This is a genomic window from Gemmata palustris, assembly GCF_017939745.1.
GTDB lineage: Bacteria > Planctomycetota > Planctomycetia > Gemmatales > Gemmataceae > Gemmata > Gemmata palustris.
Window position 1 is genome coordinate 678426 of sequence record NZ_JAGKQQ010000002.1, and the last position, 21216, is coordinate 699641.

Consider the following 21216-nt stretch of genomic DNA (forward strand, 5'->3'; position numbering starts at 1 on the left):
GTTTTACAGCAACATGGCGGCATCTCGCGATGGCGTTAAAAGGCTAACAATCACCAACATTCTCCCGACTTTAGCGTTCGCTTCTCAGGTGTTGTTCAACTGCTGAATATCCGCCACTGCAATTCTACGCATTCAGTGAACGGAAATCCATTAAATCACTCCCTGAGTTGTTGATTTCGCACCGGAAAGGCCGTCTTCACTGACAGGCCAGAAGGCGGTGTAACGGTTCGGTCACGCGGGCAATCGGATCAGCGTCGCACGTCGTCTCATTTTGCCCGCCTAAACACCGCACCGGAGTCACCATGACCGCCCGCGTACTCGCAGCAGCCGTACTTGTCACTTTGTCTGCGAACTTGGCCCCCGCTACGGAGATCCGTTTCATCCCGATCCCGGAACGGGTCGCCTGTGCGGACGTCGTGGCCGTTGGAACGGTGACCAACATCGAAGAAAAGACGATCGAGGCCGAGCAGTACAAAGGGGGCAACAAGACCCAGTTCCGGATCGCGGTCGTGAAGGTGTCCGACCAAGTGTTTGGGGGCGGGGACGTGACGCACCTGCGCGTCGCGTTCGTTCCCAAAGAGGACCAACCCAGCGGCAAACTGAAGATTGGAACCCCGGTACTCGAGAAGGACGAAGAAGTGCTCCTCTTCCTACGTAAGCGCTCGGACGAGGGCTTCTACCGACTCGGCGGCCACTTCGGTGCGGTCAAGAAGTCCAACAAGCTCGACGAGGCCATCAAAGAAGCCAAAGCTGCCGGCAAAATCCTGGTCGACGCGGACAAGGCGCTGAAGTCGAAGGACCAAACCGAACGGATGACCGCCGCGTGGCTCCTCACCACGCGCTACCGCGCGTACCCGGCCGATGCCGTCATTGGCAAAACGTCCGAGGAACCGGTCGGGGCGGACGAGAGTCAGGCGATCGTGGAGGGGTTGCTCGCCCTGGCCGAAAAGAACTCTGATGCGTTTTACACGGCCGCGTCCTCACTGAACCTGTCGCGCGAGGACGGCTTCGGACCCAATTTCACCCCCGATAAGGCCAAAGCCTGGCTGAAAGACAACGCGAAGACGTACCGGATCAAGAAAATCGTCCCGGCGAAATAGCAAACGGCCTCCTGGGACCGCGGACATCTTGCCCGCCCTCCTGCCACAACCGAAGAGCGGGCAAGATGCCCGCGGTCCCGGAGGTACCCCACCCGACGCGCCCCCTCACATCTTGTCCGCCTTGACTCATCTCGCCACCCGCGATAGACACCGCCCCCGAACGCACGGAGGCGCAGTTCATGGGCGACATCGCCGACTTCATCAACAGCCCCAACGGGCTGAACTTCCAGAACCTGTCGCCGCCGGTCCAGATGGCCCTGATGCTCGGGCTGTCCACGCTGCTGCCCGCGGCGCTGATGACCATGACGTGCTTCACGCGCGTCATCATCGTGCTCTCGTTCGTGCGCCAGGGGCTGGGCACCCAAAACGTCCCGCCCAACCTGGTCCTGACCGGCCTCGCGATATTCATCACGCTGTTCATCATGCAGCCGACCTTCGCGGAGATCGATCAGAAGGCGTACCAGCCGTATGTGAACAAGCAAATGGCCGGCCCGCAGGCGCTCAAGGTCGGCATGGACATCTACAAGAAGTTCATGCTCCAGCAGACGCGCAAACAAGACCTCGCGCTCTTCCTGCACCTGTCGAAGAACACGACCGTGGAGCGCGCGGAGGACACGCCGTTCCTCACCGTGATCCCCGCGTTCCTCATCAGCGAGCTGAAGACCGCGTTCATCATGGGGTTCTGCATCTACCTGCCGTTCCTGATGGTGGACCTGGTGGTGTCGAGCATCCTGACGTCGATGGGCATGGTGATGATGCCGCCGATCACGATCTCGGCCCCATTCAAGATCCTGCTGTTCGTCCTCGCGGACGGGTGGCACCTCGTTACTTACGCGATTGCACTGAGTTACGGATGACGCGGTGTTCAGCTCACAGTTTTCAGTGTTCGGATAGGCACGGGTCGCCTGCTGAGAGTCGAGTTCGCCCCTTAGTTTCTGGCTGAAAACTGAACACTGAGAACTGAACACTCGCACGGAGCGCCGAATGACAACCGACCACGTGATACGGATGACCCAGGAGCTGTTCCTGGTGGCGCTGGTGGTGGCCATGCCCGCGCTGGTGGTGAGCCTCGCCGTCGGGTTGATCGTGAGCATCTTCCAGACGGTCACGAGCATCCAGGACCAAACGCTCAGCTACGTCCCGCGCATCATCCTGGTGGGTTTGGTACTCGTGGTCACGCTCGGGTTCTCGTTCCAACAGGCGGTCGCGTTCACGCAGCGCATGATCGCCTATGCCGCGGGGAAAGGCACGTGACAATCTCCGGCATCGCTCTGGGACTTTTGCTGGCGCGGATCGGGGCGTTCGTCTCCGTGATGCCGCTGTTCTCGGGCCGCGCGCCGCGCTCGGTGCGCGCCGGGATGGTGCTCGTGTTCGCGGCGTTCTACGTCGGGCCGGCGAGCGCCGATCTGGGCGCGCTCCCGGCCGGGAGCGTCCGCGACGTCGACACCCTCCGCTACGGGCTCGTGGTCACGCGCGAAGCGCTGATCGGCGCCGCGATGGGCCTCGCGTTCGGGCTGTTCCTCCTGCCGGGGCGGATCGCGGGCGAGTTCGTGACGCAGCAGATCGGGTTGAACATCTCGCCGCAAGTCGGTCCGACCGGGACCGATTCCGCCGGCCCGCTCACGAACATCCTCGAAACGGCCGGGGCCCTGATCTTCCTCCTCGTGGACGGGCACCACATCGTCCTCGCGGTGTTCCACTCCTCGTTCGCCGCGCTCCCGCTCGGCGGGTCCGAGATCCCGGAAGCCGGCCCGATGGTGACCGGCCTGGCGAGCGCCTACGAAATGGGCCTGCTCCTCGCCGCGCCGCTCGCCCTGTGCCTGTTCTTGCTCGCGATCACGCTCGCGGTGATGGCCCGGGCCGCACCGCAATTGAACATCTACTCGGTCGGCTTCACGCTCCAGGTGTTCGTCGCGCTCGTCGCGGGACTGGTCCTGGTCCCCGAGTTCGTGAACATCCTGACCGCGATCGTCGGGCGCACCGGCGAAATGCTCCCCAAGATGTTGAGCGGCCCCAAGTAACGACTTGCGGGCGAGAAGTAGTCAACGAGCCGCGACCGCAAGGAGCGGTTGCAGCGGCTCTCTCAGCAGCAGTAGATGGCGATCGTGTTGGTTCGGGAACCTTGATACTGGCCGTGCCTCCCATTCCCTTGCGGTCGCGGCTCGCTCAACGAACTCGGAACCGGCTCACGAAGAACCCGGCGTCGTTTGTAATTCCCCGGTGACTGGTGGCTCATCGGGCACGGTCATTCCCGAAAGGGTGACGAGTGGCTGACGAAGTCGATGAGGAATCAAAAACAGAAGACCCGACACCGCGTCGGCGCGAGGAAGCGCGCCGACAGGGTCAGGTGCCGTTTAGTGCCGAATTGGTTGGGAGCCTCGTACTCGTTGTGGGTGTGGTCGGGCTGACGAACCTCGGACCGGACGTCTGGAACGCCCTCATCAACATCTTCCGCCACGACCTCCCCCGCGCGTTCCGGCCCGATTTCAACATTGATGTGGCTGTGGACCTCATGGCCCGTACCGGGCTCCGGGCGCTCGCAGCGCTCCTGCCGTTCTTCGGGCTCCTGCTCGCGGTAGGGGTGGTGGCGAGCGTCGCACAGGTGGGGCTCCAGATCAACACAGAAAAGCTCGAACTCAACTTCGACAAATTGAACCCGGCCACCGGGTTAGGTCGGCTGTTCTCCACCACGGCGCTGATCCGCGGGCTGCTTACCATCCTGAAAGTGATCGCGCTGGGGGTAGTCGCGTATGTGGTGCTCAACGGGCGCGGGGGGCTCGTCGCCAGTTTGGGTCAGGGGCGGGTGGCGGGCGCGGCGCCGGCAGCGTGGGCCGTCGTGATGAAACTGGCCCTGTACCTCTCGGCCGCGGTCGCCTTCGTTGCGATCTTCGACTACGCGCACCAGCGCCGGAAGTTCGAGATCTCCCTTCGGATGACGAAGGAAGAATTAAAACAGGAACTGAAGCAAGAAGACGGCGACCCGATGGTGAAGGCCCGCATCCGGCAAATCGCGCGCGAGCGCACCAAGCAAAAGATGCTGAAGGAAGTGCCGAAGGCGACCGTCGTCGTCACGAACCCGACCCACTACGCGGTCGCACTCCGGTACGATGCGAACCGCGACAGTGCCCCCGTGGTCATCGCCAAGGGCAAGGGCGCGTTCGCGAAACGGATCACGAAACTCGCCCGCGATTCAGGTGTGCCGGTACTCGAGCGCCCGCCACTCGCGCGGGCGCTCCAGTCCATCCGCGAGGGGCAACCGATCCCCAACGTGCTGTTCCGGGCGGTGGCCGAGGTGCTCGCGTTCGTGATGAAGTTGCGCAGCGGAGCAGTGTAGGGCGCGAGCGGAGCGGGGTCGCGGGTGTGCATGCCCGTTTTCCCGCGGGTGGCGCGGACGTTCTTGTCTGTGTGTGGTATTTGGCGGCCCGAGCGGAGCCGGAAATCGGTTCGCGGCTCTCGCTGGAGGGTTGGCGCACGGACCGGAACAGTCTGTGCGACACAGCAACTAACGGGCACGCGCGTGTAAATCGGGCGGCTCATCGGCAGCGCCGAGAGTTGCGTCAAACGACGACGGATTGAGTGTTCGCGCCCTTACGGAGTGGCGCGGGAGCGTAGTTTTCAGGATCGGCGCAAAACCGGGCGCGGTATAACCCGAACGGGATTTTCGCCGGGGCCGAATCCTGAGAGTGTGACAGGAAGAAAACTTCAGAAACGCTGCGTCTTCAGTGACTTCCGCGCGCCGGAAATCGGCTGCGTTCTAAATCATGGTGTCGCCGGAAACGGTGGCCGAATGGACTCCCGATGGCGAACGAAATCAAACCCGTGTCCGGCTCGCCCCTGCTGCGGAGCGAACTGCTCCTCTCGGTGGCCCTGCTCGGGTTACTCGTGATCTTCCTGGTCCCGCTCCCCACGCTGGTGCTGGACCTGCTGCTCGCGTTCAACATCAGCGCGACCATCCTGCTGTTGTTGGTCACGCTGACCGTGAAGCAGCCACTGGAATTCTCGACGTTCCCGTCGCTACTTTTGCTCTTTACGCTTTTTCGGCTCGCACTGAACGTGGCGACGACCCGGCTCATCCTGCTGAACGCCGACGCCGGGGAGATCGTGGCGGCGTTCGGAAAGTTCGTCGTCGGCGGCAGCCTGATCGTCGGGTTGGTGATCTTCCTGATCCTGATCGTGATCCAGTTCGTGGTGATTACCAAGGGGGCCGGGCGGGTGTCGGAGGTCGCGGCGCGGTTCACCCTGGACTCGATGCCCGGCAAGCAGATGGCGATCGACGCCGAGATGAACGCGGGGATGATCGACGAGGTCGAGGCCAAGAAGCGCCGAACGGCCCTGATGCGGGAGAGCGAGTTCTACGGCACGATGGACGGGGCCAGTCGGTTCGTCCGCGGGGACGCGGTGGCCGCGATCATCATCACGGCCGTGAACCTCGTGGGCGGCTTCATTATCGGTCTGACGAAGGGCATGCCGTTGACCCAGGCGATCCGGACGTACTCGATTCTGACGGTCGGCGACGGGCTGGTGACCCAGATCCCGGCGCTCATCACCGCCACCGCGTCCGCCATGCTGGTGACGAAGGCGACGTCCGGTACCAGTTTGGGTGAGGAACTGAACGACCAGTTCCAGACCGCGTCGGCCCCGTTCCGGTTGGGCTCGTACATCCTGATCGCGCTCTCGCTGGTCCCCGGAATGCCGACGGTCCCGTTCCTCGCACTGGGCGGGGCGCTGTTCTACCTGTCGCGCCGCGGGGCGAAGCCGGCCGTACCGGTCCCCGCGACCGCGGGCGGCGAAGGGGCCGCGGCCCAGGCGGGCGCCGCGGGTGCGGCCCCGAAGTCCCCGGTCGAAGGGTACCTCGACGACTTCCTCCAAACGGACCGCATCAGCCTCGAAATCGGCGCGGCGCTCATTCCGCTGGTGTCGGCCCGGCGCGGACCGGGGCTCCTGGACCGGATCGGCGGGTTGCGGCGCGACCTCGCGAAACAGAGCGGGTTGTGGGTACCGGCCGTCCGCGTCCGCGACAACATTCAGCTCGATCCGCCCTCGTACCGTGTCCTCTTAGGGGGGCGCGAAGTGGCCCGCGGCGAGGTGCGCCCGGACTTCTGGCTGGCGATCGACCCGGGCGGCGCGAGCCGGATCTCGCTCGCGGGCGAAGAGGCCCGCGAACCGGCCTTCGGCCTCCCGGCCAAGTGGATCACCGACGCGGACCGCAACCGCGCCGAGGCCGCCGGGTTCACCGTGGTGGACCCGCCGAACGTGATTATTACGCACCTGGGCGAAGTGGTCCGCCGGCACGCGGGCGAACTGCTGGGCCGCGACGACCTGAAGTCGATGGTGGACCGGGTGCGCGAAACGACCCCGGCCGTGGTGGACGACCTGATCCCGAACGTCATGAGCATGGGCACGCTGCACCGCGTCCTGATTCTGCTGCTCGAGGACCGGGTGCCGATCTCGAACTTGCCGCGCATCCTCGAGAGCCTCGCGGCCCACGCGCCGACCGTGAAGGACCCGAACGAACTGACCGAACGGGTGCGGGCCGACATCGGGCGCTCGGTCGTGGACCGGTTCCGCGACCCGTCCGGCCGAATTCGTGCTATCGTTCTCGACCCGCGCCTCGAACTCGAGCTGCGCCGCTCGGTCCAGGGGCACCAGTTGGTCCTCGACCCGAGCCGGCTGGAGCAGCTCACGATGCGGGTGGCGGGCGAGTTGCGGAAAGCGAGCGCCCGCGGCTACGAGGTCGCGCTGCTGTGCGACGGGAGCCTCCGCCGGGCCGTCCGGCACTCCCTGGCCCGCGCCCTGCACGACCTGAGCGTGATCTCGTACCAGGAAATTCCGACCGACCTGTTGATGGAACCGGTGGCGGTGATCCGCCCCGAGGAGCTGACCGGCGAGGCCTCCGCCGCCGTGAGCAACTTGTTCGAGTCGTCCCGAACTTAATCGTCCCGTAGTTCGCCCGAGTCATACACACCATGAGTGGCAACATTCAAGCGTACCAACGACAGGCCGACCAGCAGCGCCGCGACGAACTCATCGTGTCGCACCTCCCCCTGGTCAAACACGTTATTGGAAGACTCATCGGCGATACGCCGCCCGGCGTGGACGTCGAGAACCTCGAATCGGCGGGCGTCCTGGGGCTCGTCGAAGCGGCCTCGAAGTTCGACCCGACCCGCAACGCCCAGTTCAAGACGTTCGCGTACCTGCGCATCCGCGGCGCGATCGTGGACGAGATGCGCCGGAACAGCCCGCTCCCGCAGCACGTTCACACGCGCCTCACGGCGGTCCGGCGCGCGTGCCGCACCCTGCCCCACCCGATCACCGTCGAAGCCATCGCCACCGCGACCGGCCTGACCGAAGACGAAGTTACCGATACACTCGCGGCCGAACGGGTCGCTAAAACGACGTCCTGGGAACAGACCGCCGATGCGAACGGCCTGGAACCGGCGATCGCGTCCGAGGAGCCGTCGGCCGAGATGGAGCGCTGGGAAACGATCCAGCAGCTCACCGACGCGATCGAGGGCCTGGACTCGAAGGAGCGGATCGCGGTCACGCTGTACTACCGCGAGGACCTACGGCTGAAGGAAATCGCCGAGGTGATGAAGCTCTCCGTGTCGCGCGTCTCGCGCCTGCTGAGCAAGGCGACGTTCGAGCTGGGCGAGCGCCTGAAGGCACTCAAGGCCGGCGGCGCGCTCGCGGCCGGGTGACTCCACGCACAACGGACGCACAGAACACAAACGCACAGGGCAGGAACCCTGTGCGTTTGTGTTCTGTGCGTCTTTCTACGGGTTCGTTACCGTCATCCCCCCGGGCAGCGGCGGGATGGGGATGCGGTTCAGCGCATCGACCGCGGCCCGGCGCACGTCGGGATCGGGGTCGCCGCGGAGCGCATCAATTTCCGGAACGGCGGGCGCCGCGGGCGCCCCGAGCCGACCGAGCGCGCGGACCGCGAGCAGCCGGTAGTTCGCGTCCGGGTCGCGCAGATCCACCGCAAGCGCACGCACGTACCCCTCGGTCGGCTTCGCGTTCGGTTGGACGCGGTTCAGCGCGTTAATGGCCCCGCGGCGCACGTCCCCGTCGGCATCCCCGAGGACCACCTCGAGTACGGTGACCGCAGCGCGGGCGGTCGGGCCGAGGTCCGCGAGGGCCTTGGTCGCCCGCACGCGCGTGCTCGCGTCGCGGCTCAACAACTGCCGGATGAGCACATCGACTTCCAGGGAATCCGAGGTGTTCAGGATCGCTTCCCGGGACTGTTTCAGCGCGAGGTCGAGGTCGATGGTCCGGCCGGCGAGCCGGGTGAACACGGGCAGCGCCGCCTTCGCGGGCGCCCCGAGTTGCCCCAGGGCCTCGACGACGGCTTCCTGGAGCGGCTCCTGCTCGGTTCCCCGTAGGCGATCGAGGACCGCGATCAAGTCGCCGGCCGCGGCCCCCGCGCGGGGGCCGATCCTGCCGATCATGACCGCCGCCTCCACGCGCCCCTGTAGGGACTGGCGCGGGTCGCGGACAATCCCCCCGAGCTTCTTCGCGAGCGCGTCGTCGGCCTCGTCCGCGCGCGCCACGAGCGGGAGCGCGAAGAGCGCCACGAGAACCAGTCCACAGCGCATGACAACCCCCCGGCAGGTGCGGAACACTCTGTCCATCGGCCCCGGCCCTGGCGCGACTTCGGCCCGTACATTGTCCCGCGCGCCCGGGGCGAAATCCGACACGATCCGCCCGGAACAACCTGTTTTTCTCGCGCGATGGCAAAAATCGGCACGCGGCTTCGATCATCCCAATACTCGGTTCGCAACTTCCCCCTAACTAACGGTGACCGGTGGTCGTAATCGTTGGCGCAATGATCGTCCTCGTTTCCGTCCTCGTCGGGTTCTCGATGGCGGGGGGCAAGGTCATGTCCCTCATTCACCTGTCCGAGTTCGTCACGATCGGCGGCGCCTCGTTCGGCGCGCTGATCCTGATGTCCCCGGTAAAGGTCATCAAGGACCTGGTCAAGGGCGTGATCCAAACGATCAAGGGCTCGGCGTTCGGCAAGGCCGCGTGCGTCGACCTGCTCAAACTCCAGTACGCCCTCGCGCGCCTCGTGCGCCAGGAGGGGTTGCTCGCGCTCGACACGCACGTGACGAACCCGGAATCGAGCGCGCTCCTGCGGGAGCACCCCAAGTTGAACGGCAACCACCACGCCCGCGCGTTCCTGTGCGACTCGCTCGCCATGATCCTCGACGGCACCGTGGAGAGCGCCCAGTTGGGCGAGTGGCTCGAGGAAGAAATTTCGGTGGTCGAGCGCGAGCACCACGCGGCCTCGGACGCCCTGGCGAAGAGCGCCGACGCGCTGCCCGGGTTCGGGATCGTGGCCGCCGTGCTCGGGATCGTGGTGACGATGCAGTCGATCGGCGGCCCGGTGGACGAGATCGGCTACAAGGTCGGTGCGGCCCTCGTCGGGACGTTCCTCGGGATTCTGGCGGCCTACGGCTTCGTGGCCCCGCTCGCGGCGCGCATGCAGTCGCTCGGCGACCAAGAGATCCTGTTCTTCCGGGCGATGGCCGTGGGCGTGATCGCGATGAACGACGGGGCCAGCCCGAAGGACGTGGTGACCCGCGCGCGCCGCGTGATGTCGACGGACTGCCGGCCCAACCAGGCGGAACTCAAGGACATGTTCAACTAACCGGGTCTCGAGTTTCGAGTTTCGGATCTCGTACTTCTTTTCCGGTCCCACCGGGTGGAGTGGATCGTGGCAAAGGGCGGCGGCGGTTCGTGGAAAGTGGCCTACGCGGACTTCGTGACCGCGATGATGGCGTTCTTCCTCGTGATGTGGATCGGGGCGCAGGACGTCAAGGTGCGCCAGTCGGTCGCGAACTACTTCGTCGACCCGTCCGGGGTGAGCAAGAAGCCCGCGAACGCGGGGGCCGTTCTCGACTCCCCGGTTTCCGGCCCGGTACCGGAAAACGTGAAGGTCGAGGGCGGGCGCGGGTCGCGCTCGCCGGGCGGCGACGTTCCCAGCCCGAGTACGGCCGCGGTCATCAACTGGATCAAAGGCGATCCCAAGCGGTACCAGCACTGGAAGTCCGAGGCCCAGCGGTGCCGCGTGGCCGCGAACTCGCAGAAGGCCGTTAACCAGACACAGTCGCCCGAAGAAGTGGCGAGCAACCAACTGACCAGTTTGCTCTCGACCGAAGTCGCCGGGAGCATTCCGAAGGACACGCCGGACGTTTACAAGGATTTGTTGTTCGGTTCGTTCAAAGAGATAAACTGGAAGCAGGCCGCAGAGGTTCTCCTCTCGGAGTAACTGGTTCGAGTGACCGGCGAACGAACTTGTTCCCGAAAAAGGTTTGCGGTATAGCCGCCCAGACAACGTTCCCCGATGAGGGCAGGCTCATGCGATTCGCGATGTACCGCGTGCTCGTGCTCGGCGCGTTCCTGATCCCGTGCGTGGCCGCCGGAGTGACGGCGCAACCACCGTCCGTGGCCGACAAACTGAAAACCGATACGGCCGCACTCGCCGGCGAACGGGCCGCCGCCGAATCGACCAGTACGGAGCGGGCCAAGCTGCAGGCCGATTTGCGGCGGTTGATCGACCGGCTCGAAAAGAACCCTCCCGGACCGGGGCCGGTGGTGCCCCCGGGGCCGATCAGCCCCCCGAAGACGAAAGACAAAGAACCCGGCGCCGGCGGGGCCGCAGTTGATAAGTTGCGGTACGCAATGAACCTGGTGCTGAATAACGAGATCGAAGCGGCCCTGAACGGCTTCCGCCAGATCGATCTCCAGTCGCTGGCACCCGAAGACCGGGCGTTCGCGCGGTTCATGACGGCCTCCTGCCTGCGGCGCCAGGGCCGAACGGCCGAAGCGCTGCCCATTTACCGCGAGGTGGGCGACGGCGGAGAAGACTCATTTATTGCGTCGTCTGCAGTTTCACAGGTATCCCTCATTCGCACGGGTGAAGAACTTCAGGCCCAACTCGCACAACTTCGCGCCCGGCCGAAATCGCGCTGATTCTTGGCGCGGTGCGGCCCATTTTTTCGTTTCCACCCCCCATTTCCCACCGGCTCTCGTGCTACAGGAACTGCGAGTAACTGTGACGACCGCGACTGAACTGGTGGCGGAAATTCGCGACCGGTTCAAACTCGGCGACGCGGCACTCGAACAAACCAGCCGACTCGTGGCCCTGGTCGCCACGATCGAGTTGGACGTAGCGCGAGCCGGAACCCTGCCCCACGATCTGCGGGCGGAAATTACAGGATTGCTCGCGCAAGTCCAAGAGACGACAATAGTTGGTGGCCGCTGGTTGGAAGCGGTCGCCGACGGCCCGGAACTTGCAAACCTCCACATGAGGATGCGCGTACAGAAGCTGTACGGCATTCCTGTGCGGGACGATTCATCCCCCTAAGACGAGCACAACACATGGCGTCGACCGTCGCAAATGTGACCACCGCCTTCCCGCTCGTTCAAACGAGTACCACCTCGACTACGACCCGTCAAACGTCGCGCACGGCCTCTTCAGACCCGTTCCAAACTGTTCTCGCGGAAGCCACAAACGACACGCGCTCGGCGCAGGCCGCGAGCGACGCGAACAAATCCGCCGCGACCGCGCAAGCCGCCGATGCCGCGGCCGCACAAGAACTCGCCGATCAAGACGCGGCCGACAAAGACGCGGCCGATGCCCGCGCCGCGGAACTCGCCGGGGTGCTCGCCGCGACCACTCAGCTCACCACACCGACCGACTCGACGACCGATCTCGCGGTCACGGGAGCGCTCGGGGCCGGCCAAGCGACAGCCGCACTGAACGGGACGACGGGGGAACTCGCACCCCCGAACGTTCCCACACAAACGAACCCGCTGTTCCGTCAGTTCGTGTCCGAAGCCGCGGCCCAAAACAATACTCGCATCGCGACCCCGGTGACTCGGGACACCAACACAACGAACGCGAACGCGGTTCCGACGCCGCCCGTGGTTCCGCAAACGACCGCGACCACGACCGCTCCGCAGGTTCTCGATACGACCAACCTGACCAGTGCGGTCGCCGCGGTGCAACCCACACAGAAACAGATCGTCGTCGCACAAACGCCCATCGTCGCCGGCTTACTGCCGAACCAAACCGAAGTTGGCGCGACCCTCGTGCCGACGCCCGTGGTGGCCCCGCAAGCCCCGATCGAAACTACGGCCCTCCCCGGCGTGCAGGTGGGCAGCCGCCCGAGCACCGCGGGCGAGCAGTTTGCCGCGATCGCGTCGGCCGCGTCCACGCTGACCACAAACGCTCCGGCACCGACCACCGCGACGACGCCGTCGCCGTTCGCGACGACGCTTGCGGCGACCCCGGTCACGACCGACACACTCACCGACACGGCCGCGGCCAAAACGGTGATCCCGGTCGCGACCAATGCGGTCGCAACTGCGGCGGCTAACGCGCTCACGGCCAACGCACTCACGAGTACCACTGCAACGACGGCCGCGTCCGCGACCCGCGTACCCACGCAACTCGCGGAACTCGGGGAACTCACGAAGAAAGAAAGTAGTTTCGGCGACGCGGCCCCCTCCGCGGCGGCCGCGGGTGGGTTCGCACACGTGCTGACACCCCAAGCCCCCACCGCTCCCCAACCGACCGCGACCGTCCAGACCCCGGCCCCGGTCGCGCAAGTCGCGGACGGGATCATTACCCACGCTCACGTGATCGCACGCGGCGGAAAGACCGAGTTCCAGATCCGGCTCGACCCGCCCGAACTCGGCACGGTCCGCATCCGGCTCACGTCCGATGGTGACGGAATTAACGGACAAGTGGTGGTGGCGAGCGACTCCGTTCGCCGAATGATTGAAAGTCAGTTGCCCGAGCTGCGCCAGCGCCTCGAAGCGACCGGCGTGACGGTCCAGAACTTGAGCGTCGCAACGGACTCCGGGACTGGTGCGGACACCGGCTCCCGCGGGTTCCGCTCGGACGGCCCGGCGGACTTCGCCCGGCAAGCCCCCGTCGCGACCGGCCCGCCGCCCCGCCCGCCGACGGTCCGCCGCCCCGGTGTGCTCGACGTGATGGCCTGAACTCGAACCCCCTCAATCGAAGACTTTTAGGAGAGCATTGCAATGGCCACAACCAGCAGCGTAGCCAGCATCGGGCAGGACCAGTTCCTCCAACTGCTCATCGCCCAGCTCAAGAACCAGGACCCGCTGTCGCCCGTTGACAATAGCCAGTTCATCACCCAGCTCGCGTCCCTCAATACGGTTCAGGGGCTCCAGGACCTGAACGCCAGCTTCGCGCAGCAACTCAAGCTGCAACAGCTCACCCAGGGCGCGGACCTGATCGGAAAAACGATCGAGTACCTCCCGGCCGGTGCGTCCGAAACGAGGACCGGCAAGGTCAGCTCGGTTGAAGCGCAGAGCGGCTCGTTCGTGCTCCAGGTCGGGAGCGACGCGGTGACCCTCGACCAGATTCAGTCCGTCCGCTAGGCCCTAAATCGAACGATTTTTCACAACTTTAATCCTAACTCGTACTAGTTTCGCAACACTCGCACACACCAGGAGTTTCTCGCAATGTCCTTGAACGCACTCTTCATCGGTTCCAGCGGTTTGGGCGCGAACTCGGCCGCTCTCGACGTGATCGGTAACAACCTGGCGAACATCAACACGACCGGTTTCAAGAACCAGCGGATGCTGTTCAAGGACGTTGTGTACCAGACGCTCAGCAGCGGTTCGAGCTCGTCCGCGTCGGTCGGCGGGACGAACCCGACCCAGCTCGGGTTCGGTGTGGGAACGGGCTCGATCGGTACGATGTTCGCCCAAGGCGACCTGAACCCGACCGGGCGGAACCTCGACGTCGGCATCCAGGGGAACGGGTTCTTCGTGCTGAAGAACGCCAACAGCGTCGCGTACTCGCGGGCCGGCGGGTTCGACGTGGACTCGTCCGGTTACTTGGTCGACCCGAGCACCGGGTTCCGCGTTCAGCGCTTCGGAGCGGCCGGCGAAGGTAACGCGACCACCCCGGCGTTCCAGGTTCCGGGCAACCTCGACATCAAGATCCCGTTCGGCACCGGCGTCGAGGGCGTCGCGACGACGGCCGTCCAGTACCAGGGGAACCTGAGCAGTTCGCTCCAGGTCGGCGAGGTCGCCACGACCGCGATCCAGATGTACGACTCGCAGAGCACGCCCCGCGCACTGACGGTGACGTTCACCAAGACCGCGTCCAACACGTTCACCGCCACCGCGACCGTCAGCGGCGGGACCGCGACGGTCACCGGTGGGCCGATCACGTTCGACACGGCCGGTCTGCTCGTGAGCCCGACGACCCTGAGCGTCGCCGTCACCGGTATCCCCGGGGCCGCGGCGTCGCAGACCGTCACGCTGAACCTCGGGACGGCGGGGACGGCGGACGGGCTGTCACAGTTCGGTGGGGCCACGACCGCGAGTGCGATCAACCAGGACGGTGCGGGCTTCGGCACCCTGACGGACGTGTCGGTCGATTCGACGGGCGTGCTCTCGGGCAAGTTCTCGAACGGGCGCACCCTCAGCCTGGCCCAACTCGCGATCGCCGGGTTCAACAACGAGGGCGGCCTGATCCGGACCGGTAACAACTACTTCCAGTCCTCGGTCTCGTCGGGCGAGGCGCTGGTCGGCGTGTCCGGACAGGGCGGCCGCGGGACGATGGTGGGCGGGTCGCTCGAACGGTCCAACGTGGACATCGCGAGCGAGTTCGCGAAACTCATCATCGCCCAGCGCGGGTTCGAGGTGAACGCCAAGACGATCTCCACGACGAGCGACACGCTCCAGTCGCTGGTGCAGATCATCCGCTAACGGAGGCCGGCTCCTTGAACCGGGCCGTCGGTCCGACTCACGAGGCGCTGGAGGAGCTGGTGAACATCGTTCGGTGACCACTTCGGCACCGCCGGCGCAACGGGCGCGGGTGGTGCCGGTTCCGTTTCCACGTCCGGCTCGGTCGCCGCATTTAGTGCGGCGTCAAAGGGTTCCGCCAGAACAACCATCGAGCGGAGCCCGGTCGCGTCGGTAGTAACCGCGACCGTCTGGCCGTCCACCGTGAGCATGTGGACGGCGCACACGCGATCGAGCGCGAGCGTCCCCTCGTGCTTCACCCGCCCGCCCCCGTCGCCCGTCCCGCCGGCCGGCCGGTTGGCCCGCCGCGCGAGCCCCAACACGAGCACGCACAGTCCGACGAGTACCACCGTCATCAGAACCAGACGGAGTACCAGCGCGCCGAAGTCCGGCGCCGCGGGCGTAGTAGGCGCAGTGTACTCGAACCCGCTCGTCGGACCCGCGAACAGCGGTGCGGCGGTACCGAGCGACACCGCGAGTGCGACGAACGTCCGTGTCACAAGTCGGTCCTTCCGGTGCGGGGCGGGAGCAGGTTCTTGATGCGCACGGCGAAGTGGTCGTTGACCACCACCACCTCGCCGACGGCGAACGGCACGCCGCGGACGGTCAACTCGACCGGCGCGCTAATGATTTCTTCCAGTTCCACCACGGACCCGGGGCCGAGCGTGAGGATCTCCGCGATCGGCATGATCGTGTGTCCGAGCCGGGCGGTGACGGTGATGGGTACGTCGCGCAGCGAGTCCAGGGTGGCGCCGGCGCCGGTAGCGGCGCGCGGGTCCAGTTGCGGGAACTCGGCGTGTTTGGCGACCACCGCGGGGCCAGCCTCGGCGGGGTCGGTCGGGGTCGTCGGGTCGGCCATAGATCGCGTCTCGCTCGCTCGCGGGTCGGTCGGTCAGTCTCCGGTTATGGTATCGACTACGACCGCGGTCCGGTCGCCGACGACCCCCGGCCAGACGCGGAACTTCCGCGCCCCGGACACCAGGCCGTCGAGCGGCTGGGTCACTTTCTGATCGAATACGACTAAATCACCGGGCGTCAGGCTCGTGACGTCGTGCATTGTGAGATCGGCTTTTCCGAGCACGACCGTCATTTCCACATTCATTTCGCGCACTAAAGACTCGATCACCTCGCGCGGCACCGGCGCAACCTGTTCGACCGGTGCGGCCCCGAGTTCTTCCCACGGGCCGGTGCGCGCGAGGAACAGGTAGACCGGGTGGTCGCCGAACGGCGCGGACGCGGTGAGCGTCCCGACCATCACGCGCTCGTTCCCGGCGCGCCAAACGGCCGACGGGAGCGACGGGGCGCCCACACTGAACTTGGGCGGCGCGCTGGTGGGCCAGCTCTTCGTCAGCGGGCTAATGAACAATTCGCGGACCAGGTGGGGGACGAGCGAGAGCTCCAGCGGGGTCGGTTCGCGCCCGACCGGGAGCTCGGCCGGCGCCTCACCGACGAGGCCGGAGAGCAGCGCGAGAAAGAGCGGATTGGGGAACACGAGAAGTGCGGCGCCGGTGCCGATGACGTCGGGGGCGGCGAGCTGGATGCCCACGGCCCCCTCCGGGAGGGCCAGGATGCTGGCCGTCGCGGTCGGGGTGTCGAGGCCCGCGAACTGGAACGTCACGGGGTACGGGAGCGCGCCCGCGGCGGCTTCGGTGGCCCACCGGCAGGCGCTCGCGAGCCACGCCGAAACGTTGCGCTCGATCTGCCCCGGGGGGGGCTTTCGGAAGTCGAACTCGGCCGGCGGGGTCATTGGACTACGTACTCTTCGAACAAGACGGCCCGGATGCGGCTGTTGCCGTCGGGGTAGAGAACTTCCTCGATCCGTTCGAGCAGTTCCCGCTGCATCCGCTGAACACCAACCGATCCGCTCACGTCCTTCGTGTTCTTGCCGGCCAGGTGCCCGATCATGGCGCTCTTCACGGCGGCCTTCTTCTTGGTCACCAGGTCGGTCGCCTCTTTCTCGGCCTCGGCCTCGACCAGGATCGCGATCTTCAACCGCAGGTAGCGCTGCTGGCGCTCCTCGACCAGGTTCACGGTCACCTCGCCGAACGGCACGATCGCGGTCTTGCTCTCCTTGCTCTTGCTGCTCTTACCCTTTTCCTTCTCCGCCGCGGGCTTCCCGAACGGGAGCGCCCCGCCCATCGCCATCGGCACCACGGCGCCGCCGACAATGGCGGCGAGGCACACGACGATCAGGACCAGTTTACGGCTTTTCTTGCGCGGGGCTCCGGCGGCGGGCGTTGACACGGTACGAACTCCTCGGTGAGTGTTGGCTCATAGGGTCGCGTCCGTGCGAGTAAAAATATTGCGGGGCTTGAAACGCCCCCGAAGCTTCCATACTTCGCGTAGCTCCAAATATCTCTTAGGACACCGATCTCCGAACCGGCGGCATTAAAACCGCCCTTTACGAGCCCGTTTATCTCACAGTTCCTGCGGCGGGCACAACTGGCGCGCCGGGCGCGAGTACCGGGGCGCACCCGACCCGACAGTTCCCCGCCGGACCCGCGTCCGCACCCGCCGCGCCCATCACGACGCCGGGCACCGGGAGCCCCAGCAGCGTCAGCACGGCCTCGCGCCCCACGAACCGGCGGAACAGTATCGGCGAATCCAGCGCGAGTTCGGACGCGAAGCTGTCGTCGGCCGCGATCACGTGGTTGCGGACCCACGGCGGGCGCTCGCGGGCGCGCTCGCGGTAGTGAATGCGGACCCGTTCCGCGATCGCCAGATCGGTCGAGTCCCACAGCCCGTCCACCGACGCGACGACCTTCCCCTCCTGCGACCCGACGGCCTGAATCACGAGCCCCAGGCGCGGGCGCGGGTACGGCGAGTAGTTCGACACGGTGGCGTGGACCACGACGTCCGCGTTGGTGGCCAGGGCGATCTCGTACAGCAGCACCTCGTCGAAGCGCCCGCCGCACCGCACCTGGGCCGCGAGTAGAGCACGATCATCAACCGGGGTCGAGATCACTTCAAAGCGCCCGGCCCGCTGCAGCTCCGCGGTAAATGCGTCCCGGGCCTCTTCGCCGGCCCGCGTGTACCCCGATTCGTTGCGGAACGGGAGCACGACCACCCGGCGCACGTTTTCCCACTGCCACCCCTCAAGGTGGTACTGGCTGAACGTCGGCGGGGCGGGCGGGGGGCGGTCCTTGTCCCGCACCCGGTCGAGCAGCCCGCACCCCGCGAGGGCCACGGTCGCGAGCACCGCGGCCGGTCCCATCAAGCGCGTTGTCATGGCTCCCTCCGGGCCGGGAGCAATTTTTCGAGCGCCCCGATCATGAGCTTCAGCATCTCGATGTCCTCGCGCTCCAGTTGGCGGATCTTCTCCTGGAGGGCGGAGATGTCGGACCGCTGCGTCGAGATGATGCCGCGCGTCTTGTCGACCTCGGCCTGGGCCGCTTCGACCTCGCGCATCGCTTCGATAAGGGCCTGCTCGCGCTTGATGCCCTGGTTCTCGAGCTCCCTGATGCGGGTCACGAGTTCGCGGTTCTGCGCGAAGACCAGTTCCAACTGGCGCGTCAACTCGACGACGCGGTCCGTGGGCACCTCGTTGGGTCCGAGGTTCCAGTTCTTGCCGTACACGGTCGGGACGGGCAGCACGTTCGGGTTCGGCGCGCCCGGAGTACCGGGGAGCGGGGCTCCGGCACCGGGCGCCCCCGGCGCGCCGCTCCCCGGAACTGGGGGGGCGGTTCCGACCGGGGGCAACTGGGTCGGGCGCGGTTGGGCGAGCGGCTGGCCCGAAGGCCCCGACTGGTACCCCACCGGCTGGCCGGTCAGTTCAAATTTGTTCGCGCCGATCGGCTCGCCGGCGGGCTCGAGCCCGCCGGCCGGGACCACGCCGCCGGGACCGCCCGGCGACCGATCGGTGTTCACGGGGTTGGGCTTGCCGTAGGGCTGCGGGACCGACACATCGGGTCGGGAACCGCTAAGCGGGGTGCAGCCCGCCGCCCCCACGGCGAGCGCAAACAAGCCCGACAGGATGACGTACCGTCGGTTCACCGCTCCCTCCCTGGAGCCAGAGGCATGATCGTCAACCGGCCGCGCGGCCGGTCCCCTAGTATTCGCACCGAATCCGGACCCGCTCCCCACAGGAACAGGTCACTTCGAGCGCCTGAATCACATCGCCTTCGCGGATGATCCGAACCGTCGGTTCCCCCGAGGCCCCGGGTGGGACCGGGGCGCCGATCCGAACCGCTTCCTCGGAGACCCGCACGCGAGTGGCGCGCACGACCGGGCTGCCGGCCCCGGCTCGTCCCTCGTCCATGCCCCGCCTCCTGCAAGCACTGACGCAATTCAAATTTGAAAGTAGGCCCACGCTATACCGTCTTTGGGCGCCGTGTCAACACACGCTGTGCAAAGCCCAGGGCCGTTCAGTTCTCACGCAAATTCAATGCGGAAGGCCCGAATATCGGGACTGCCTGGCTGAAGAAGAACGACTTACGCGAGAACTAAACGGCCCTGTGGCGCGCGCGATCCGGCCTTGACCAACCTACGCGGTCCGCCTTATAAGCTCACGCCTACGCATTTGCACATGAGGGGCGGTGATGGCGAGCAGTCCGCGCGGGAAAGTGATTCCGCTTTCACCCGCCCGGCGGATGGTGGACGAACTACTGCACCACGCCAAACAGGTTCCATCACTCCCACTGGCGCGCGACTGTCGCATTGACGTGCTCGCCGACGCCCGCAAGCGGGCCGGCACGGGCGTGTCGTGGACCAGCATGTTTATGAAGGCCTACGGCCTCGTGGCCCTGCGCCACCCGGTGCTGCGCCGCGCGTACATCCCCTACCCCACGGCCAAACTCTACGAGCACCCGCGCAGCGATTGTGCCGTGCTGATCGAGCGCGAGTGGCAGGGCGAACCGGTCGTGCTGGGCGCGAAGGTCATTTCGCCCGAAACGACGCCACTTACTCTCATTGATGAGCACCTGCGCCGGTTCCGCGAGGACGATGTTCTCTCGGTGTCGCCGTTCCGCCAGGTGCTCCGGCTCGGGCGGCAACCGTGGCTCCTGCGCCGGTTCGTGTTCTGGTCGTCGCTCTATTTTTCCGGCTACAAGCGCGCCAAGCGGTTCGGCACGTTCATGATGTCGAGCCTGGGCGCGCAGGGCGTGGAGCAGATGCACCCGCTCACGCCGCTCACCACGTACCTGACCTTCGGCCCGGTGCAACCCGACGGGCGCGTGACGATCAAGGTCGTATACGACCACCGCGTCATGGACGGGCGCCACGTCGCGCGCGTGCTCGTCGATCTCGAACACGTCCTGAACACCACGCTGGCCGAAGAGGTGCGCGAGGCTCACGCGCGCGCGGCCTGACCCATCGGAGGAGCAACACCCGTGACGAAGACGCAACCCCGGAACTACTGGCGCGACGACCGCTGCGCGAAGGCGTTCTGGAGCCAGTACGAGATGCCGGCGTACCAGCAGCTCCTGGCCGACACCACCGAGTGGATGAACCCCGCCCCCGGCGGGCACTGGCTCGATCTCGGGTGCGGGTCCGGGCGCCTGTGCCGCGCGCTGTGGACCAAGAGCGGCGGGCAGCTCGCGGAGCTGGTCGGCCTCGACGTCGCGGCCTTCAACGCGAAGTCATTTGCCAAGCTGCGAGAATCCCTCACACCGCCCCCGGGCGACAAGCTGCGGTTCGAGGCGGTGGACTTCAGCGCCGGGCTCCCGTGGGACGGCGAGAACCTGTTCGACGGCGCGGTGAGCGGGCTGGCGATCCAGTACGCCGAATCGTACTCGGAGGCCGAGCAGCGCTGGACCACGGACGCTTATGACCAGTTGCTGCGCGACGTCCACCGCGTGCTGAAGCCGGGCGCGCGGTTCGTGTTCTCGATGAACGTGCCCGAGCCCTCATGGGGGCGCGTGGGGTGGAACGCGATGCGCGCGTTCTGGTCGGCGAAGCGCAAGCTCCGGTTCCTGGGCAAGCTCTACGGCATGTGGAGCTACGGCGGGTGGCTGAAGCGCGAGGCCCGCAAGGGGCGGTTCCACTACCTCCCGGCCGAAACCATCACCGCCAAGCTCACGGCCGCCGGGTTCACCGACGTCGAGCACCGGCTCAGTTTCGCGAACCAGGCGTTCCTCTTCCGCGCGACGAAGCGCTGAGTGTGTATTTGTGGGTGGGTCCAGGCTCAGTACAGGCCCACCACCTTACCCTACGGGCTACGACCGATGCCGAGGAGCGGCCTCTGATCGAGGGCTGTGGAGTTGGACGAGGCCTACTTCGGAGGCAAGCGGGGCGGGCGGGAAGGTATCCGTGTTCGACATCCCCGGAGCGCCGGGCGGGTGTACACGATGGCCGTGCCGATCTGCAGTAAGGAGCACCGGATGAC

The 21216-nt window shown here is 66.3% G+C and carries 24 protein-coding genes; 16 read left to right on the forward strand and 8 right to left on the reverse strand.

Going from position 1 to position 21216, the window contains the following annotated elements:
* Positions 1 to 302 precede the first annotated feature (302 nt).
* The 7 genes from J8F10_RS37145 to J8F10_RS37175 all read left to right on the forward strand — a co-directional run bounded on the left by J8F10_RS37145 (position 303) and on the right by J8F10_RS37175 (position 7798).
* Entirely contained in the window at positions 303 to 1100 is a 798-nt protein-coding gene (locus J8F10_RS37145) for a hypothetical protein (RefSeq protein ID WP_210663350.1), read from the forward strand.
* A gap of 179 nt (positions 1101 to 1279) precedes the next feature.
* Positions 1280 to 1957: a flagellar type III secretion system pore protein FliP gene (gene fliP / locus J8F10_RS37150; RefSeq protein ID WP_210663352.1), complete on the forward strand. Its 678-nt coding sequence runs from the start codon at positions 1280 to 1282 to the stop codon at positions 1955 to 1957.
* A 127-nt stretch (positions 1958 to 2084) separates the two neighbouring features.
* Positions 2085 to 2354: a flagellar biosynthetic protein FliQ gene (locus tag J8F10_RS37155; RefSeq protein ID WP_210663354.1), complete on the forward strand. Its 270-nt coding sequence runs from the start codon at positions 2085 to 2087 to the stop codon at positions 2352 to 2354.
* Positions 2351 to 3121: a flagellar biosynthetic protein FliR gene (locus J8F10_RS37160; protein WP_210663356.1), complete on the forward strand. Its 771-nt coding sequence runs from the start codon at positions 2351 to 2353 to the stop codon at positions 3119 to 3121. The genes J8F10_RS37155 and J8F10_RS37160 overlap by 4 nt, the downstream gene beginning before the upstream one ends.
* 245 nt (positions 3122 to 3366) lie before the next feature.
* Positions 3367 to 4434, forward strand: coding sequence for a flagellar biosynthesis protein FlhB (gene flhB, locus J8F10_RS37165; protein ID WP_210663358.1), 1068 nt, complete (start codon positions 3367 to 3369; stop codon positions 4432 to 4434).
* Between the two features lie 464 nt (positions 4435 to 4898).
* Positions 4899 to 7034: a flagellar biosynthesis protein FlhA gene (gene flhA, locus J8F10_RS37170; RefSeq protein ID WP_210663360.1), complete on the forward strand. Its 2136-nt coding sequence runs from the start codon at positions 4899 to 4901 to the stop codon at positions 7032 to 7034.
* 32 nt (positions 7035 to 7066) lie between these two features.
* On the forward strand, positions 7067 to 7798 hold the full coding sequence (locus J8F10_RS37175) for a sigma-70 family RNA polymerase sigma factor (protein WP_210663362.1): 732 nt from the start codon (positions 7067 to 7069) through the stop codon (positions 7796 to 7798).
* A 75-nt stretch (positions 7799 to 7873) separates the two neighbouring features.
* On the opposite strand, the gene J8F10_RS37180 is transcribed toward J8F10_RS37175, so the two are convergent.
* Entirely contained in the window at positions 7874 to 8695 is an 822-nt protein-coding gene (locus J8F10_RS37180; RefSeq protein ID WP_210663364.1) for a HEAT repeat domain-containing protein, read from the reverse strand.
* A 209-nt stretch (positions 8696 to 8904) separates the two neighbouring features.
* On the opposite strand from J8F10_RS37180, the gene motA reads away from it, so the two are divergent.
* From motA to J8F10_RS37215, 7 genes are all read left to right on the forward strand, one after another.
* Positions 8905 to 9750, forward strand: a complete 846-nt coding sequence (gene motA / locus J8F10_RS37185) for a flagellar motor stator protein MotA (protein WP_210663366.1) — start codon at positions 8905 to 8907, stop codon at positions 9748 to 9750.
* 66 nt (positions 9751 to 9816) lie between these two features.
* Positions 9817 to 10371 (forward strand): flagellar motor protein MotB, encoded by a 555-nt coding sequence (locus J8F10_RS37190; protein ID WP_210663368.1) that lies wholly within the window; start codon positions 9817 to 9819, stop codon positions 10369 to 10371.
* Positions 10372 to 10460: 89 nt separating this feature from the next.
* Positions 10461 to 11075, forward strand: a complete 615-nt coding sequence (locus tag J8F10_RS37195; RefSeq protein WP_210663370.1) for a hypothetical protein — start codon at positions 10461 to 10463, stop codon at positions 11073 to 11075.
* A gap of 82 nt (positions 11076 to 11157) precedes the next feature.
* The gene (locus J8F10_RS37200) at positions 11158 to 11469 is read left to right on the forward strand and encodes a hypothetical protein (protein ID WP_210663372.1); all 312 of its coding nucleotides are present in this window, start codon (positions 11158 to 11160) and stop codon (positions 11467 to 11469) included.
* A 14-nt stretch (positions 11470 to 11483) separates the two neighbouring features.
* Positions 11484 to 13112: a flagellar hook-length control protein FliK gene (locus tag J8F10_RS37205; RefSeq protein WP_210663374.1), complete on the forward strand. Its 1629-nt coding sequence runs from the start codon at positions 11484 to 11486 to the stop codon at positions 13110 to 13112.
* A gap of 42 nt (positions 13113 to 13154) precedes the next feature.
* Positions 13155 to 13517, forward strand: a complete 363-nt coding sequence (locus tag J8F10_RS37210) for a flagellar hook assembly protein FlgD (RefSeq protein ID WP_210663377.1) — start codon at positions 13155 to 13157, stop codon at positions 13515 to 13517.
* Positions 13518 to 13601: 84 nt separating this feature from the next.
* Positions 13602 to 14858 carry a flagellar hook protein FlgE gene (locus J8F10_RS37215; RefSeq protein WP_210663380.1) on the forward strand — a complete coding sequence of 419 codons (1257 nt, stop codon included), beginning with the start codon at positions 13602 to 13604 and terminating at the stop codon, positions 14856 to 14858.
* Here the strand turns inward: J8F10_RS37215 and J8F10_RS37220 are convergent.
* The 7 genes from J8F10_RS37220 to J8F10_RS37250 form a co-directional block, all read right to left on the reverse strand.
* Positions 14855 to 15394, reverse strand: coding sequence for a hypothetical protein (locus J8F10_RS37220; protein ID WP_210663382.1), 540 nt, complete (start codon positions 15392 to 15394; stop codon positions 14855 to 14857). The two genes, J8F10_RS37215 and J8F10_RS37220, sit on opposite strands and share 4 nt — an antisense overlap.
* Positions 15391 to 15753, reverse strand: coding sequence for a FliM/FliN family flagellar motor switch protein (locus tag J8F10_RS37225; RefSeq protein ID WP_210663384.1), 363 nt, complete (start codon positions 15751 to 15753; stop codon positions 15391 to 15393). The genes J8F10_RS37220 and J8F10_RS37225 overlap by 4 nt, the downstream gene beginning before the upstream one ends.
* A 33-nt stretch (positions 15754 to 15786) precedes the next feature.
* Positions 15787 to 16641: a FliM/FliN family flagellar motor switch protein gene (locus J8F10_RS37230; RefSeq protein ID WP_210663386.1), complete on the reverse strand. Its 855-nt coding sequence runs from the start codon at positions 16639 to 16641 to the stop codon at positions 15787 to 15789.
* Positions 16638 to 17138 carry a flagellar basal body-associated FliL family protein gene (locus tag J8F10_RS37235; protein ID WP_210663389.1) on the reverse strand — a complete coding sequence of 167 codons (501 nt, stop codon included), beginning with the start codon at positions 17136 to 17138 and terminating at the stop codon, positions 16638 to 16640. The genes J8F10_RS37230 and J8F10_RS37235 overlap by 4 nt, the downstream gene beginning before the upstream one ends.
* Before the next feature lie 169 nt (positions 17139 to 17307).
* Entirely contained in the window at positions 17308 to 18123 is an 816-nt protein-coding gene (locus J8F10_RS37240; protein ID WP_210663391.1) for a hypothetical protein, read from the reverse strand.
* Positions 18120 to 18887, reverse strand: coding sequence for a hypothetical protein (locus tag J8F10_RS37245; RefSeq protein WP_210663393.1), 768 nt, complete (start codon positions 18885 to 18887; stop codon positions 18120 to 18122). The genes J8F10_RS37240 and J8F10_RS37245 overlap by 4 nt, the downstream gene beginning before the upstream one ends.
* Positions 18888 to 18942: 55 nt before the next feature.
* Positions 18943 to 19152 (reverse strand): hypothetical protein, encoded by a 210-nt coding sequence (locus J8F10_RS37250; protein WP_210663395.1) that lies wholly within the window; start codon positions 19150 to 19152, stop codon positions 18943 to 18945.
* Positions 19153 to 19432: 280 nt separating this feature from the next.
* On the opposite strand from J8F10_RS37250, the gene J8F10_RS37255 reads away from it, so the two are divergent.
* The gene (locus J8F10_RS37255; protein ID WP_210663397.1) at positions 19433 to 20200 is read left to right on the forward strand and encodes a hypothetical protein; all 768 of its coding nucleotides are present in this window, start codon (positions 19433 to 19435) and stop codon (positions 20198 to 20200) included.
* 21 nt (positions 20201 to 20221) lie between these two features.
* Complete coding sequence (locus J8F10_RS37260; RefSeq protein WP_315854264.1) at positions 20222 to 20989, forward strand: methyltransferase domain-containing protein; 768 nt, start codon at positions 20222 to 20224, stop codon at positions 20987 to 20989.
* Positions 20990 to 21216 lie beyond the last annotated feature (227 nt).